This is a genomic window from Mucilaginibacter achroorhodeus (genome assembly GCF_007846095.1).
Lineage (GTDB): Bacteria > Bacteroidota > Bacteroidia > Sphingobacteriales > Sphingobacteriaceae > Mucilaginibacter > Mucilaginibacter achroorhodeus.
The window spans coordinates 98,099-111,524 of sequence record NZ_VOEI01000001.1 but is presented as its reverse complement, the minus strand read 5'-3'; the positions used below and the strand labels follow the sequence as shown (position 1 = coordinate 111,524).

Genomic DNA, 13,426 nt, shown 5'->3' with positions numbered 1-13,426 from the left:
GATAAGTTAGTGCGCAAATATATAAAAATGCAGTGCGCTCTAAAATAGCGAAAATACCCTTTATCTATACTTATCTCCTGCCGCCTTTGAAGCTGAACTTCAAGTTGACACCGCCCGATCCAAACCGAATATCCTGCGCACCTAAACCTCCGAGCGGATATTTTACAAATGGCTCAACTATCAGCCTGTTGGTACCTATCGGGTAACCTATACCGAATGATAGGTTGAGCAGCCTGCCAAAATAGAAATTACTGTTGCCGCGTACCGACTGGCTTTGGTCTTGCCCTGCATCTGCTGCGTTAGACACAGTTCCATTACTGTAAGTATAACGGTAAGTATAATTCTCATTAAAGAAGGTTCCAGAGCTTAAACCAGCAGAGATAAAAGCATCTGTTTTATCCGGATTGAATTCATATTTCAAGTTTATAGGTACATCAATACCCAGCATACTCACATTGTAATTGCGGAATACCGGCAAAGCTGCAGACATGGCGAAGAAACCTCCTTGCCTTAATACAGGGGCCTTAGCAGCCACAGCAAATGCTGCCTGCGGCGCAGTATTGGCAGAGCCGTAGTTAAGCGAGTTTTGCGCCAATGCTACACCTGTTGATAGCTTAAGCTTTTTAGTCAGCCTGAAATCAGACGCAAAGCCTGCGCCTGCATTAACCTGGTTGGTACTGCCTTCGGCGTAATTGAAATAGGTGGTAGCAAATACGCTGAAAGTAACTTTTTTATCTCCCTTATCTGTTGGTTGCCTTTGTGCGGTTTGCGTGCCTTTTTCACGCTCAAACATATCCATGATGGTGCCTGATCGCTTAGTATTGTTATTGGCCGCGATAGTGGTTTGCTGCGGTTGTTGGGTTGCACTCTCCGTCGGTTTGGTTGTTTGTGAAAGCTGCGGCTGCTGTACCTGTTGCGCCTTAACCGTATCGATTGGAGTAGTTGTATATACAATACCGTTATCCTTTACAGGCGTATTGTTAGCCTGGTTATTTTCGGGTTCAGTAGCTTTAACAGGCTGTTCTGCATTAGATAACGTTGAAGCTTCCTTATAATGCCTCACTTGATAAGCCATAACCGGCCCCGCAGCTAAGGAATGCACATACGAACTTTGGTAAGGCTTTTTAACAGCTGTATCCGTCGGTGTTTCTGTGCTTGCCATTGCAGGTGTTTGGTTGGGCTGAACAAGATTTGTTGACGAATCTTTTTCAAGTGGTTTAGCAGCAGGTTTTAAAACGATATTATTTTGCGGTGTTTTATCCTGTCCTTTAAACCAAAGGCCAACGCCAAGCATCAGCAAAATTATTGCTGCAGCACTGCTCCACCAAAGCATGGCTACTTTGCGGTCTTTACCCTCAGCAGGGTATTTTTTCCTGAATTGTTCCCAACCATGATCTGCAGACGGGTGCTCGTAGTTATCGAACACTTCCCGTATGCGGTTGGTTAGTCTGTTGTCGTCAAACTGCTCATCCATGGTTACGTGATTCGATTGTTAAAAGATGCCTGAGCTTTTCCTTCGCCCTGCTCAGGTACACCCGTGACGAGCTTGCCGGCAAATTTAATATCTGCCCTATCTCATCATGGTTATATCCATCTATTTCGTACATGTTAAAAATTGTAAGCTGTATCTGCGGCAATTGCTTCATCAGCTTTAATATATCCTGTGCATTTAGGCTTTCAACAGCGGTGGCGTTATGGCCAACCTCGTAAGCATCTTCAATATCTGTATTGGCCTGGTGCCTTAGCTCCTTACGCCGCCTGTCAATTGCTGTGTTTACCACAATGGTGCGCAGCCAGGCCCTAAAAGGTTTATCAGTATTATAGGTTGTTATGTTATTAAATATCTTTATAAAAGCATCGTTCACTACCTCTAATGCATCGTCTTCGTTTAGGCTATATCGCATACTTACACCCATAGCGTAGCCATAGAACTGCTTGTATAAGAGCTCCTGGTGTTTAATACTGCCAGATTTACATTTACTGACGATCTCTTCCTCAGTAATGCGGTGAAGTAAATGCATTTAATTGTAACACTGCTTAGTTGCCAATATACAGTACGCCTCCAATTCCCAAACGTTACAGCCGCCTCAAAAAATAGTGCAATAGCAGTTATGTACGCTATGTATAGCTTAGTTTATCTTTTTAAGATCGTATTCAAATGCCAGCGAATCGCCAATAATGGTTTTCATCTGTAAAACGCTGCCGTTATAAACAAATAAATAAGTGCCATGTAAATGTGCCTTGCCGTTAATGATGGGCGCATTAGTAGTGGCTAAAGTTGCAGGTACCGATTTATCGGCAAAGCCGATGCCTTGTCCGTTTATGCCATATAAACCTTTGCTGGCTGCATGAATCTTCGAAGTGTCGCCGCCAACCGAGTAAGATGCCGTTGCTTGTGTTAACGACAATGAGATGTTGCATTTAGCAGTATCAATTTTTGTTTGTCCCGGCTTCCTGCTTATCAGCCTGAACTCGCCGCTGAAAGCACCTTCAGGGTTAGGAGTAACAGGTTGATCATTACCCTTTAAACAGCTTGATGTTAAGGCCACACCCAGTAAAACTGGTATCAAGTATCTTAATCTTTTCATATGAACTGATTTACAAATTGGATTACGTTATTGAAATTGAAAACGCTACAACAAAAAACAAACGTTTAAACTTTTTTTGCCTCTTCCCAAAAAACGTCCATTTCGGCAAGGTTCATATCGTGCAGGTTCTTGCCATGCTCGCGGGCTTTTTCTTCGAGATATTGAAAGCGTTTAATGAATTTACGGTTGGTTTTTTCAAGGGCATCTTCAGGGTTGATATTGATGAAGCGTGCGTAATTGATGAGTGAGAACAGCAGGTCGCCAAACTCACCTTCGGCCTTTTCTTTATCTATAAGGGTTTCGTCAGCAGTGTTAAATTCGTCTTTAAATTCCTGCAGTTCTTCTTCAACCTTATCCCAAACCTGGTCTTTATTTTCCCAGTCGAAGCCTACGCCACGCGCTTTTTCCTGTATGCGCGATGCCTTTACCAGCGCAGGTAACGATGCCGGTACACCACCCAAAACCGATTTATTGCCTTCCTTTAGCTTTATCTGTTCCCAGTTGCGTTTAACGTCTGCCTCATCGTTCACATGCGTATCGCTGTAAATATGCGGATGGCGGTTTATCAGTTTATCGCAAATGCTGTTCAACACATCGGTAATATCAAAGTCTTTGGTTTCAGACGCGATCCTTGCATAGAAAACCATGTGCAGCATAATATCGCCAAGCTCTTTTTTTATCTCCGTCATGTCGGCGGCCAGGATGGCGTCTGATAGTTCGTAAGTCTCCTCTATGGTGAGGTGGCGCAGGCTCTCCAGGGTTTGTTTCTTGTCCCAGGGGCAATTGGTGCGCAGGTCGTCCATGATGGTAAGCAGGCGCTCAAATGCGCCGCTTGGGTTATGTGATGCAACTGGTGCTGTTAAAGCCATAATATTTTGTGTTTACACAAAGATACTTATTCAGTTGGCAGTTATCAGTGAGTAGTTTGCAGATAGTGACTGGTAATAAAGTATAACGAAGTGGAGTTACAGCTCACTAATAGTTAGTTGCGGAGAAGGACGTGTGTAGCGTACCCTCCACAGCTAACCAAACAAAGCTGAAAACTGCTCACTGGCTACTGCACACTCGCGACAGCGCGGAGCATCTCGCGTTTGCCGGGTGCGCCGGGCGCTTTCTCCACCTTTAATCCTAATGCTTTGACGCTTCGCTTTAAATTGCCGGTTATGGCATAGGTAACAAACACGCCGCCCGGCTTTAAAAATTTAAAAGTATGCGCTATAGCCTCATCCGTCCACATTTCGGGCTGGTGGATAGCAGCAAAGGCGTCAAAGTAGATCACATCAAAAGTTTTACCTGATGAAAAATTCGTCAATTGTGTTACTGCTATCTCCAGTTCAATGTTTTCCAAAAGTTGACTTGGGGCGGCCAAAGCTGCCGGATAATCGCTTATGAAATTTTCCCAGGTAGCCGGTGCCACAAAATTTTCATAGCCCGTTTCGGCTATCATGTCAGGCGTAAGCGGATAGGCCTCTATGCCGGTATAACGGAGCTTGATATTTTGTTCTGAACAGTAATCGGCAGTGAGCAAGAAATTTAACCCCGTGCCGAAACCAACTTCTAATACAGACACCTCGCCCGAAGGATTTTTATCCAGGAAATGTTGCAATCCCGATTTAAGGAAAACATGCTGGCTTTCCTGTAATGCGCCATGCTTAGAATGGTAGTTTTCGCCAACTATCGCGTTGTGTATGGTTTTCGAACCATCGGCCGTAGTTACTATGGTGAGGTGAGTATTTTCTTTGTTCATCTATGCAAACAAACAAAGAAAAGAAATAGGAATTATAATTTTTTCTAACACCATGTCATTGCGAGCGATAGCGCGGCAATCTCATAGGTAGTTCTCCGTAAAGAATGTAAGTGAAGTAAGTTATCATCAGTGGATGTTACTTTCTTTTCTCTCAAAGATAGTAACCAGAGAAAAGTCGCGGCTGCCGCAAAATGTTTTTAAGTCTCTCCTACAGCAGTGCATATGCTTGCCGCCTTTAACGAAGGCCGATTTTTTGGTGTCGTTAAGTTCCGCTATTCTTTCAAGATCTCTAAAACCTGATCTCTGATCACAAATCTCTAACGCTAACTTACGCCGTCATGGCGATAAGGTGGTTCAAACTATGGCAGTAATCGGGTAAAGAAATAAGGCCTTTATCGTAATCTGCAACAAGCTTATCCAACTGTTTCTCAACCTGGCTGTGGTCAAACCGGCGATCATTCACGGCTGCCTTCAACGCGCGCATTTTATGTTCTGCAGCTTTTTTCATCAGCATAGGTTGGGTGCCTTGCGCCTCTACCAAAATCTTACTTAACTTTTGCCTGTTCTTTTTATCAAACAGTAGTATAAAATAAACCAATGTTGAGCCTGCCACTAAGAAGTAGAAAAAAATCGCTGTCGGTGATGTAAAATAGTCGTTCATAAAAATACCCCTTCAAATCAATTTCAGTGACAGGTTGCTTAGTTTTATTTATTACGGAAGCGTTTAACCCGGGGTTGCAATTGTTTATAAAAAAATTAACTATTGCGCATTTTCACTATTAGCAATTTCACAAATAACCACTTGTTTTAGTTTAATCCGTATACCTTTGCGGCATGTTAAACAGGCACTTAACAACAACCTTCGCTTTTATTGCATTTTTATTAATCGTAAATGATCAGTATGTCGCTGCTCAAGGCAAAAGCAAAAAAACTGCCGAAACTGCGCACTCCACTTATAAATTTAAAACCATTGTAATCGATCCCGGCCATGGCGGCAAAGACCCTGGTTCGCATGGTACTTTTTCAAAAGAAAAAACTGTGGCGCTTGAAATAGGGAAGAGGCTTAAAAATATGCTTAATGATGAGATGCCGGCCGTTGATGTGATCATGACCCGCAGTACCGATAAGTTTATTGAACTACATAAACGTGCAGATATCGCAAACGATAACCATGCAAATTTGTTTATATCTATACACTGTAACTCATCGCCGGAGAAAAAAGGTACCCACCGCGGCGTTTTATTACTGGTTTATGGTTACCATCGTAAGCAGGAGCAAATGGAGGCACTGCGCGAGAATGCTTCTATATTTATTGAGAAGGATTATAAAAAGAAATATAACGGTTATAGCGAGGATGCTGCAGTAAATGCCATTATCATGAGTGCTTTTCAACAGCGCTACAGGAAACAGAGTATCCACTTTGGTAACCTTTTAAATACGCAGATCAAAGAGAAAGATGGCCGCCGCAGTTTGGGAGTTAAAGAACAGGGAGTATTAGTTTTACAACAAAGTGGGATGCCGGGCTTGCTTTTAGAAACAGGCTTTATTAACAATCCGGCTGATGAAAAATACCTCAATTCTGCCGAAGGACAAAATGCCATTGCCCGCTCCATTGTAAACGCGGTAAAGCAATACAAAAAAGGGTTTGATTAAACGATAAACATTAAAACAAAAGCATTATGAAACCAGGAGTAAACACATCAAGAAGAGATTTTATACGTAATGGTTCCATAATGGCGGGGGCGCTGGTCATCAGTCCGGCGTTGTTAGCTGCTGCCGGTGCATCACCGGTTAAAAAACTGGGCATCGCTTTGGTGGGCTTGGGTGGGTACGGAGGCGGACAACTGGCCCCGGCGCTTCAGCAAACGCAAAATTGCTACCTGGCAGGCATTGTTACCGGTACACCTTCAAAGGCCGAAGAATGGTCAAAAAAATATAACATTCCGCAAAAGAACATTTATAACTATCAAAATTTTGATGAGATAGCGAAAAATCCGGACATCGATATTGTTTACGTTGTGCTGCCGGTATCTATGCATAAAGAGTACACCATACGCGCCGCCAGGGCGGGCAAGCATGTAATATGCGAGAAACCGATGGCGCTAAATGCTGCAGATTGCCGTGAAATGATCGCCGCTTGCAAAAAAGCCAACCGGTTGCTTTCAATTGGCTACCGTTTGCATTTTGAACCGCATAACATGGAAGCCATGCGCCTTGGCCAAAAGAATGTGTTAGGAAAGGTAACCGTAATTGACACGGGCAACGGTTTTGTTTACACCGGCGACCCTAACGCATGGCGCTTAAAAAAAGCCCTGGCCGGTGGCGGAGGTTTAATGGATATGGGCATTTATGCCATACAAGCCGCCAGATACACTTTGGGCCAGGAACCCATAGCCGTTAAAGCCACTCAGGAAAAAACAAAACCTGAGTTATTTAAAGAGGTAGATGAAACCGTTTTTTGGGAACTAAAATTTCCGGGCGGGCAAAAGGTGACCGGCAAATCAAGCTATAACAATAATTGGGGCTATTTAAGAGTAACAACCGAGAAAGGCAAGTTTGATATAGAACCCGCATACGGTTATGATGGTATCGACGGCCATATTAACGGCAAGCCTATGAACCTGCCAAACATAAACCAGCAGGCTGCCCAGATGGACGACTTTGCCACCTGCGTGCGCCTCAATAAAACCAGCCGTGTACCCGGCGAAGAAGGCGAAAAGGATATGAAGGTAATAGATGCCATTTACCGCAGCCTTGATAGCGGAAAGTGGGAGAAAATAGGGTAACAATGTTTTTATAAATTTTTCCTGACAAAATAATGTCAGCGTTCACAAGCGTTCACGGTGTTCATTGTTGTAAACGTGAACACTCATAAGGGCTTTTTGCAAATAAGGAATATCATTATCTTTCACAAAAAAAGTCATGCGCCTTAAACGTTTTTTACTAATGGGCATTATCCCGCAATTATTAGCTGTGTTAGGCTACGGCCAAAAAATACCTTATGGCAGCAACCCCGCCGCTGGTAAGTATTACCAGGTTAATGGCATCAAACTTTATGTAGAAGAGTACGGCCAGGGTAAACCACTACTGATGACCCATGGCAATGGCGGAGATATGAGCGCTTTTAGCGAGAATGTAGCCTATTTTGCTAAGAAGCACAGGGTTATTTTGGTCGATAGTCGTTCGCAAGGCAAGTCTGTTGATCCAAACCCAAAGATCAGCTTTGAGCAAATGGCTGACGATTTTGCCGCACTGCTCGATCTGATGCATATCCAAAAAGCCTATGTTTTAGGATGGAGTGATGGTGGTATCAATGCCATTATGATGGCTATACATCACCCCAATAAAGTTATAGCATTCGCTGCAACCGGTGCCAACGTTACCCCTGATGCCAGCTCATTTGCCGACCCAAAGGGCTGGGCGAGCGGCAAAAAATATTACGAGGAAAACAAGAACCGCGTATGGAAAACCACAGCAGATAAAAATCGCTGGAAAATGTTCCTGCTTGATTGGGAGCAGCCTAACCTAACCGCAGCAGATCTGCACAAAATAAACTGTCCGGCCTTTATCATTGCCGGCGACCATGACGTGATAAGCGATAGCCACACCCGCTACATTCAGAAAAACATCAAAGGCTCAAAGCTTTGGATAGTGAAAAACTCGGGCCATGGTACCTTGGTAGAACATGCTGCAGCGTTTAACAAGCGGGTTGATGAGTTTTTCTCTCAGCATTGAATTGTCATACACATTTAAAAAAAGGATGTTTAAACATCTTTTATAAAAACCTTTTATACATTTGTCTCAATTAAACTCAGAAAAAACAAAATGAAAAAGATCTTCACCCTAATCACTGTTGCTTTTTTAGCAACGGCTGTATCTGCGCAAAGCACCTGGACGGTTGACAAGGCGCACTCACAAGTAAAATTCTCTATCACTCACTTAGCAGTGTCTGATGTTGATGGCAAATTCAAAGATTTTGATGCAACTATCGTTGCCGCAAAACCTGATTTCAGCGATGCGAAATATACTTTCTCTGCAAAAACTGCTACAGTTGATACAGACAACGAAAGGCGTGATGGCCACCTTAAAGGTGCTGAGTTTTTTGATGTTGAAAAATTCCCAACGTTAAACTTCGTTAGCACTTCAGTTAAGCCAAACGGTACTAACAAATACAAAGTTACCGGTAACTTAACCTTACATGGCGTGACCAAACCGGTAACTTTAGATGTAGTTTACCGCGGTACCATTACTAACCCAATGACCAAAGGCCCTGATGCAGGTTTCAAGATCACCGGTACTATCAAACGTTCTGATTTTGGCTTTGGCAGCAAATACGGCTCGCCAATGCTTAGCGACGAAGTTGAACTTGTTGCTAATGGCGAGTTCATGAAACAATAAGTTTTTGATTAATTTATATAATGACGGCGCTTTTTTAAAAAAGGCGCCGTTTTTTTATACCCTTTTAAAGGTGAGCGTTTTGCCAATAAATTTGAAGTGCCAATAGCCTTTAACCTTCAACTCGCCTTTGCTGTTAATGTAAGCACATGAGTTCCAGAGGCGGCCATGTTTGGCATCATAAATAACACCGTTTTCCCACGTATTAGTGTTAGGAGCGTATTGAAGTTTTTCCAAAACCTCCATCCCAACGATCTTACGGTTACGTAGTGTTGGGTCTGGGTTCAGCCTGTCAAAGTGGTCATCAAGCTGCATACTTTCGTCACGGTCATCAAACCAAACTATTTTTGCATGATATTCAAGGTTATCTTTCGAGACTTGAATAATCAGATCTTTGTCCTCTGAAATCCATTTACCACAAATTACCTCATCGCTGTGCACATTGCCTGCGGTACAAGTTAACCCAGTAAGCAGTACTGTGATTAACGAAATTTGGAAGATCTTCAACATAATTATTGGATGACATTGATGTGACATAAATATATGAAACAAGAATGTTACAATCCAAACTTTTAAGAAAAAAAATTTCTTGATTTATTGACTATACTCTCTTAAAAGTCAGGGTTTTACCGATAAATTTAACGTGCCAATAACCTTTAACTTTTAGAAAGCCCTCCTTTGTCAAATAAGCTGAGGAGTTCCAATGGCGGCCGTGTTTGGCATCGTATATAACGCCGTCTTCCCAAGTGTTGGTTGTTGGGTTGTAAGTAAGCTTTTCTACCACATTCATACCCAAAATTTTGCGGCTGCGCAGAGCGGGGTTTGGATTAAGGTCATCTGTCCAGTAATCCATCGGTTTGGTATCATCGTGGTCATCAAACGAGATGATCTTTGCCCTAAATTCAGAACCCTCCCGATAGACCTGCACTGTAAGCGCGTCGTCAACCAGTTGCCATTTCCCGCACACCATATCTTCTACTGCTTTGTTGTTTGGTGTACTATAATTTGTACTGCTGTACAACATTATGATGCAAAAAATCGATAAAAAGCGTTTTGTCATGGTATTGTCTTTAGTACGTACTATAAAGGCAATAGCAATGCCAATTAAGGTTAAGCTTAAATTCTATGAAAGGTCATGGTTTTCCCGAGTAGTTTAACTTTCCAATACCCTTTAACTTTCAAAGTGTTATCGCCATCTAAAGTAGCCGCAGCGCTCCAGTATTTACCGCTTTGCACTTCATAAATGTGGCCGCCTTCCCATGATTTTGTTTTAGGGTTGTAAATAAGCCCTTCAACTACATCAAGGCCTAAAACTTTGCGGTTGCGTAATGCCGGATCAGGGTTTTTTTTATCGGTTATATTTTCCATAGGTTTGTCTTTGGTAACGCCGCCGGTAAAGCGTATCATTTTAGCCCTAAAGGTGTTTTTGTAAGGATATACCTCAACAACCAGGTCTTTTCCGCTCGATTCCCATTTGCCACAGATGCGGTTGGCATCGCTCACCTCATCAACAAGGACAGATCTGAAAGAACATAACACAATCAGGATTAAAACGGAAAGTAAACGCATAGTAATTGCAATTATAGAGATTTAAGCAATAACAGTTTAGGCGGGGATTGTTTGAATGCACTAATAAATTTTACTTTACCGTTTATCCTTTAAATTAGCAACTATGATCCGCACCGAATGGACACCTGCTGCCTACAAAGAAAATGATTCCCCGATCATCCGTAAAGCTACACTTACGGACAAACCCGTCCTGTTGCGTTTTGAGCAGGGGGTGGTGGAAGCAGAGCGTACTTTTACGCCGGAGATGAAACCCGGTCCGCAACAATATTATGATCTGGATTGGCTGCTCACCTCATCGGATTCATACCTGGTTGTAGCAGAATTAAACGGAGAGGTTATCGCCAGCGGTTATGCCCGCATCAACGAGTCGAAACCGTATCTACGTCATTCGCACGAGGCTTACCTGGGTTTTATGTATGTGCTGCCGGAGTACAGGGGTAAAGGAATCAATAGGTTGGTAATTGATGCGTTAAAAGATTGGGCCAAATCTCGCAATGTATCTGAACTGCGACTGGAGGTATACAGCGAGAACGCTCCGGCAATAAAGGCCTACGAAAAGTTTGGCTTTAAGCCTTACCTGCTGCAAATGCGTATGGATGCAGGCAATTAGCATAATGCGAATATATGCCTCAGCCAGCTATCAAATCGAACGTTAGAGGTTGCAAGACAGATGGGTTTATTTCCAATCAGAAATTATAGCTTAAATGGGCTACCGCAAAAAACTTAGTGCCGGGCGTAAAGGCTATGTTATTTATCGGCATCTGGCCTTTTAAGCGGGTCTCTGTCTCAAACTGGGTCTCTTTCCATTTTACGTTGAACAGGTTGTTTATCGTAATCCCGATCTCATACCTGCGTTTGGTGTAATTGAGAACAAGATCGTTAACAAAGTAGCCTTCAGCCTTTAAGCTATAATCCTCATTGGCCGCCCTGTTGCCCAGCCACCGGTAACGCAAACTACCGTTAAAGCCATCTCTAAATATGTAGGTTACACCACCTGTGCTGCTCCACACCGGGGCCAACGGAATATAGTTTTGCCCGGCGGGGTCATCGATAGCACGGCCATGGGCGTAGTTAATATCTGCATCAAGGTAAACAGATGATAGAGGTTGATAACGACCGGACAGATCAATACCCACACGCCGGGTTCTTCCGCTAAATTCAACTGAACCGCCGTCGCCGGCATAAACAAATTCTTTTTGCAGGTAACTATACCATATTGCTGCATTAAAAAGCAGATTTTTGGTTGGCTTTATAATGCTGCCTAAATCCGCTCCGTAAGCGGCAGGCAGGGTTTGCAGTCCCTTTTCGGTTACTACAACCCGTGTGTCATTTGAATGGAATCCTTTGCCTAAAAACAAGTAGAACTGGGCTTTATCAGTAGCCTGATAATAGAAGTTTATTTTAGGGCTAATTATGTTATTGGTGGCTTTATAAATACCCGCCCCATTAAGTGTACTATCACTTGGTAATTTGTTGTTGTAACGGTAAAAGAATTGATCAAACCGCAATCCGGCGTTTAAACTGAATTTAGGTGTGAATTGAAATGTTTCGCTTAGATACGCGCCTGCACTTGTTTCAGTAATGTTGCCCAGCTTTAGGGGATCAAGCAGTGTAAAGTTATTTACCGTATGTGAAAGTTCTGAACCTTTTGTAGCGTCCAAACGTGCGTTAATTCCAAATTCTGAGGTAAGCTTGGTGCCACCAATATAGCTTTCGTGCAGATAACTCCCGTTATAGCCAAATAAGTTACGCGCCTCCCGTTGACGTATCTCATCACCATTAACGGTATCAACAAGATAAAAAGTGAAGTTGGTATGCAGATCAAATTTATAACGGGAGTAATAAAGTTGATTCTTTAGCAGATCATTGTTTCCCAGTGTAGTAAGTAATTGGGCGTTTACGTTAGTGCGCGAGGTTAAGCCGCCTTCGTTTGGGTCTATAGCACCGTAAAAACCGATGATGCCCTCATCTACCGCGCTCTCCGGTATTTGGCCCGATGCCTTCCATTTACTGTACATGGTTGAAGCGCTAAGTGTAAGTATATTATTGGCATTTAAGCGCCCATGATATTTGGTGAAAAAATTAAAGCGGTTAAAATGCTGTGGATTGTCAAAATAACTGTTGCTGTAACGATATTCTGAAGCAGCGTACCAGGATTGTCCTTTCACTTTAGCATTATCGTTTAATAAATTAACCATGCCTAATAAACGATACGTATCAAATTGCCCGGCTTCTGCTTTAATGGTATTGCCGCTAATTGCATTTGCAGTGTTGAAATTTACCCAACCTGTTACAGCAAGATCACCTTTATCGGCATCATACATGCCTTTTTTATAGGTAGTACTCTCTATTGTTTCGGGGATAATGAAGTGGCTATCGGCATACCCTTGTCCGTGTGCCTGTGACACCATATTAATAGGCATGCCATCCACGCTCATGTTGATGTCTGTGCCATGGTCGTTATCAAAACCCCGCAAAAATATTTGTTCAGCTTTTCCTCCGCCCTGATGCTGCCCGATAAACAAGCCCGGCACTATCCGCAAAACTTCCTGAGAGTTAGACACGCCGCGGAGTTTGATATCCATTTCACTGATTGCTTTGTACGGGTTAAAAGTATGCGTCGTGATCGTTACGTCTTGCAATTGAGTTTGCTGAGTTGCCATCACTATGGTAATATTATTTCGTGATGCTGACAGATCTACGATCTGTTTTCTGTATCCTACTGCACTAAGAATCAGCTTCTGGCCCTGTGCGTTCTTAAAGAAAAACCTGCCGGCTTCATCTGTAACATCTGCCTGGCCGTTGTCAAGCTTGACCACCAAATTGCTAATCGGGATACGTGTTGCACTGTCAATGACAAGGCCGGATATTTTTCCCTGCGCGAACAGGTGCGTAATAGATAATGAGAAGATCAAAAGCAGTAAAACTTTCCTCATGAAGATCCAGTAAAGCGGCGAAGATAAAGAAATGTCCCTTTAATGTGGAAATGCCAAAACTTGTTGTCAAATTAGACATCTTCCATCACTATAAAGCCACCTACCAAGGGTGACTTTTGCTTTTTTGCATAATTTAAAAAGTTTTATCACTTATTGCTGTGTTCTGAAAAAATGCTAATTTTAAACAGCAG

At 42.8% G+C, this 13,426-nt stretch carries 15 protein-coding genes; 5 read left to right on the top strand and 10 right to left on the bottom strand.

The features are described 5' to 3' along the window. Window positions 1-70: 70 nt before the first annotated feature. From FPZ42_RS00535 to FPZ42_RS00510, 6 genes are all read right to left on the bottom strand, one after another. Window positions 71-1,474: an outer membrane beta-barrel protein gene (locus FPZ42_RS00535; protein WP_146268550.1), complete on the bottom strand. Its 1,404-nt coding sequence runs from the start codon at window positions 1,472-1,474 to the stop codon at window positions 71-73. After that, complete coding sequence (locus tag FPZ42_RS00530) at window positions 1,467-2,021, bottom strand: RNA polymerase sigma factor (protein ID WP_146268549.1); 555 nt, start codon at window positions 2,019-2,021, stop codon at window positions 1,467-1,469. The genes FPZ42_RS00535 and FPZ42_RS00530 overlap by 8 nt, the downstream gene beginning before the upstream one ends. 108 nt (window positions 2,022-2,129) lie before the next feature. Further along, window positions 2,130-2,588 carry a hypothetical protein gene (locus FPZ42_RS00525; RefSeq protein WP_146268548.1) on the bottom strand — a complete coding sequence of 153 codons (459 nt, stop codon included), beginning with the start codon at window positions 2,586-2,588 and terminating at the stop codon, window positions 2,130-2,132. A gap of 65 nt (window positions 2,589-2,653) precedes the next feature. Beyond that, window positions 2,654-3,457, bottom strand: a complete 804-nt coding sequence (mazG, locus tag FPZ42_RS00520; RefSeq protein ID WP_146268547.1) for a nucleoside triphosphate pyrophosphohydrolase — start codon at window positions 3,455-3,457, stop codon at window positions 2,654-2,656. Window positions 3,458-3,642: 185 nt separating this feature from the next. Next, entirely contained in the window at window positions 3,643-4,335 is a 693-nt protein-coding gene (gene mnmD / locus FPZ42_RS00515; protein WP_146268546.1) for a tRNA (5-methylaminomethyl-2-thiouridine)(34)-methyltransferase MnmD, read from the bottom strand. A 328-nt stretch (window positions 4,336-4,663) separates the two neighbouring features. Next, complete coding sequence (locus FPZ42_RS00510; RefSeq protein WP_146268545.1) at window positions 4,664-4,996, bottom strand: hypothetical protein; 333 nt, start codon at window positions 4,994-4,996, stop codon at window positions 4,664-4,666. 173 nt (window positions 4,997-5,169) lie between these two features. Between FPZ42_RS00510 and FPZ42_RS00505 the strand changes: the two genes are divergently transcribed. The 4 genes from FPZ42_RS00505 to FPZ42_RS00490 all read left to right on the top strand — a co-directional run bounded on the left by FPZ42_RS00505 (window position 5,170) and on the right by FPZ42_RS00490 (window position 8,733). Next, a complete protein-coding gene (locus tag FPZ42_RS00505) occupies window positions 5,170-5,988 on the top strand; it encodes an N-acetylmuramoyl-L-alanine amidase family protein (RefSeq protein WP_146268544.1) in 819 nt (272 codons plus the stop codon). A 26-nt stretch (window positions 5,989-6,014) separates the two neighbouring features. Then, on the top strand, window positions 6,015-7,121 hold the full coding sequence (locus tag FPZ42_RS00500) for a Gfo/Idh/MocA family protein (RefSeq protein WP_146268543.1): 1,107 nt from the start codon (window positions 6,015-6,017) through the stop codon (window positions 7,119-7,121). A gap of 136 nt (window positions 7,122-7,257) precedes the next feature. After that, window positions 7,258-8,070, top strand: a complete 813-nt coding sequence (locus tag FPZ42_RS00495; protein ID WP_222431528.1) for an alpha/beta fold hydrolase — start codon at window positions 7,258-7,260, stop codon at window positions 8,068-8,070. Window positions 8,071-8,160: 90 nt separating this feature from the next. Further along, window positions 8,161-8,733, top strand: a complete 573-nt coding sequence (locus tag FPZ42_RS00490; protein WP_146268542.1) for a YceI family protein — start codon at window positions 8,161-8,163, stop codon at window positions 8,731-8,733. A gap of 54 nt (window positions 8,734-8,787) precedes the next feature. On the opposite strand, the gene FPZ42_RS00485 is transcribed toward FPZ42_RS00490, so the two are convergent. The 3 genes from FPZ42_RS00485 to FPZ42_RS00475 form a co-directional block, all read right to left on the bottom strand. Continuing rightward, window positions 8,788-9,240, bottom strand: coding sequence for a DUF2147 domain-containing protein (locus FPZ42_RS00485; protein ID WP_261382198.1), 453 nt, complete (start codon window positions 9,238-9,240; stop codon window positions 8,788-8,790). Between the two features lie 91 nt (window positions 9,241-9,331). Beyond that, window positions 9,332-9,754 (bottom strand): DUF2147 domain-containing protein, encoded by a 423-nt coding sequence (locus tag FPZ42_RS00480; protein WP_186458660.1) that lies wholly within the window; start codon window positions 9,752-9,754, stop codon window positions 9,332-9,334. Between the two features lie 92 nt (window positions 9,755-9,846). Beyond that, a complete protein-coding gene (locus tag FPZ42_RS00475; protein ID WP_146268540.1) occupies window positions 9,847-10,299 on the bottom strand; it encodes a DUF2147 domain-containing protein in 453 nt (150 codons plus the stop codon). Window positions 10,300-10,402: 103 nt separating this feature from the next. On the opposite strand from FPZ42_RS00475, the gene FPZ42_RS00470 reads away from it, so the two are divergent. Continuing rightward, a complete protein-coding gene (locus tag FPZ42_RS00470) occupies window positions 10,403-10,909 on the top strand; it encodes a GNAT family N-acetyltransferase (protein WP_146268539.1) in 507 nt (168 codons plus the stop codon). Between the two features lie 76 nt (window positions 10,910-10,985). Here FPZ42_RS00470 and FPZ42_RS00465 read toward each other — a convergent pair whose 3' ends face one another. Then, complete coding sequence (locus FPZ42_RS00465; RefSeq protein ID WP_146268538.1) at window positions 10,986-13,235, bottom strand: TonB-dependent receptor; 2,250 nt, start codon at window positions 13,233-13,235, stop codon at window positions 10,986-10,988. Between the last annotated feature and the right edge of the window lie 191 nt (window positions 13,236-13,426).

Excerpts from the sequence above, each read along its gene's own strand:
- FPZ42_RS00535 (WP_146268550.1), bottom strand. The coding sequence starts at position 1,474 with ATGGATGAGCAGTTTGACGACAACAGACTAACCAACCGCATACGGGAA.
- FPZ42_RS00530 (WP_146268549.1), bottom strand. The coding sequence starts at position 2,021 with ATGCATTTACTTCACCGCATTACTGAGGAAGAGATCGTCAGTAAATGT.
- FPZ42_RS00525 (WP_146268548.1), bottom strand. The coding sequence starts at position 2,588 with ATGAAAAGATTAAGATACTTGATACCAGTTTTACTGGGTGTGGCCTTA.
- mazG (WP_146268547.1), bottom strand. The coding sequence starts at position 3,457 with ATGGCTTTAACAGCACCAGTTGCATCACATAACCCAAGCGGCGCATTT.
- mnmD (WP_146268546.1), bottom strand. The coding sequence starts at position 4,335 with ATGAACAAAGAAAATACTCACCTCACCATAGTAACTACGGCCGATGGT.
- FPZ42_RS00510 (WP_146268545.1), bottom strand. The coding sequence starts at position 4,996 with ATGAACGACTATTTTACATCACCGACAGCGATTTTTTTCTACTTCTTA.
- FPZ42_RS00505 (WP_146268544.1), top strand. The coding sequence starts at position 5,170 with ATGTTAAACAGGCACTTAACAACAACCTTCGCTTTTATTGCATTTTTA.
- FPZ42_RS00500 (WP_146268543.1), top strand. The coding sequence starts at position 6,015 with ATGAAACCAGGAGTAAACACATCAAGAAGAGATTTTATACGTAATGGT.
- FPZ42_RS00495 (WP_222431528.1), top strand. The coding sequence starts at position 7,258 with ATGCGCCTTAAACGTTTTTTACTAATGGGCATTATCCCGCAATTATTA.
- FPZ42_RS00490 (WP_146268542.1), top strand. The coding sequence starts at position 8,161 with ATGAAAAAGATCTTCACCCTAATCACTGTTGCTTTTTTAGCAACGGCT.
- FPZ42_RS00485 (WP_261382198.1), bottom strand. The coding sequence starts at position 9,240 with ATGTTGAAGATCTTCCAAATTTCGTTAATCACAGTACTGCTTACTGGG.
- FPZ42_RS00480 (WP_186458660.1), bottom strand. The coding sequence starts at position 9,754 with ATGTTGTACAGCAGTACAAATTATAGTACACCAAACAACAAAGCAGTA.
- FPZ42_RS00475 (WP_146268540.1), bottom strand. The coding sequence starts at position 10,299 with ATGCGTTTACTTTCCGTTTTAATCCTGATTGTGTTATGTTCTTTCAGA.
- FPZ42_RS00470 (WP_146268539.1), top strand. The coding sequence starts at position 10,403 with ATGATCCGCACCGAATGGACACCTGCTGCCTACAAAGAAAATGATTCC.
- FPZ42_RS00465 (WP_146268538.1), bottom strand. The coding sequence starts at position 13,235 with ATGAGGAAAGTTTTACTGCTTTTGATCTTCTCATTATCTATTACGCAC.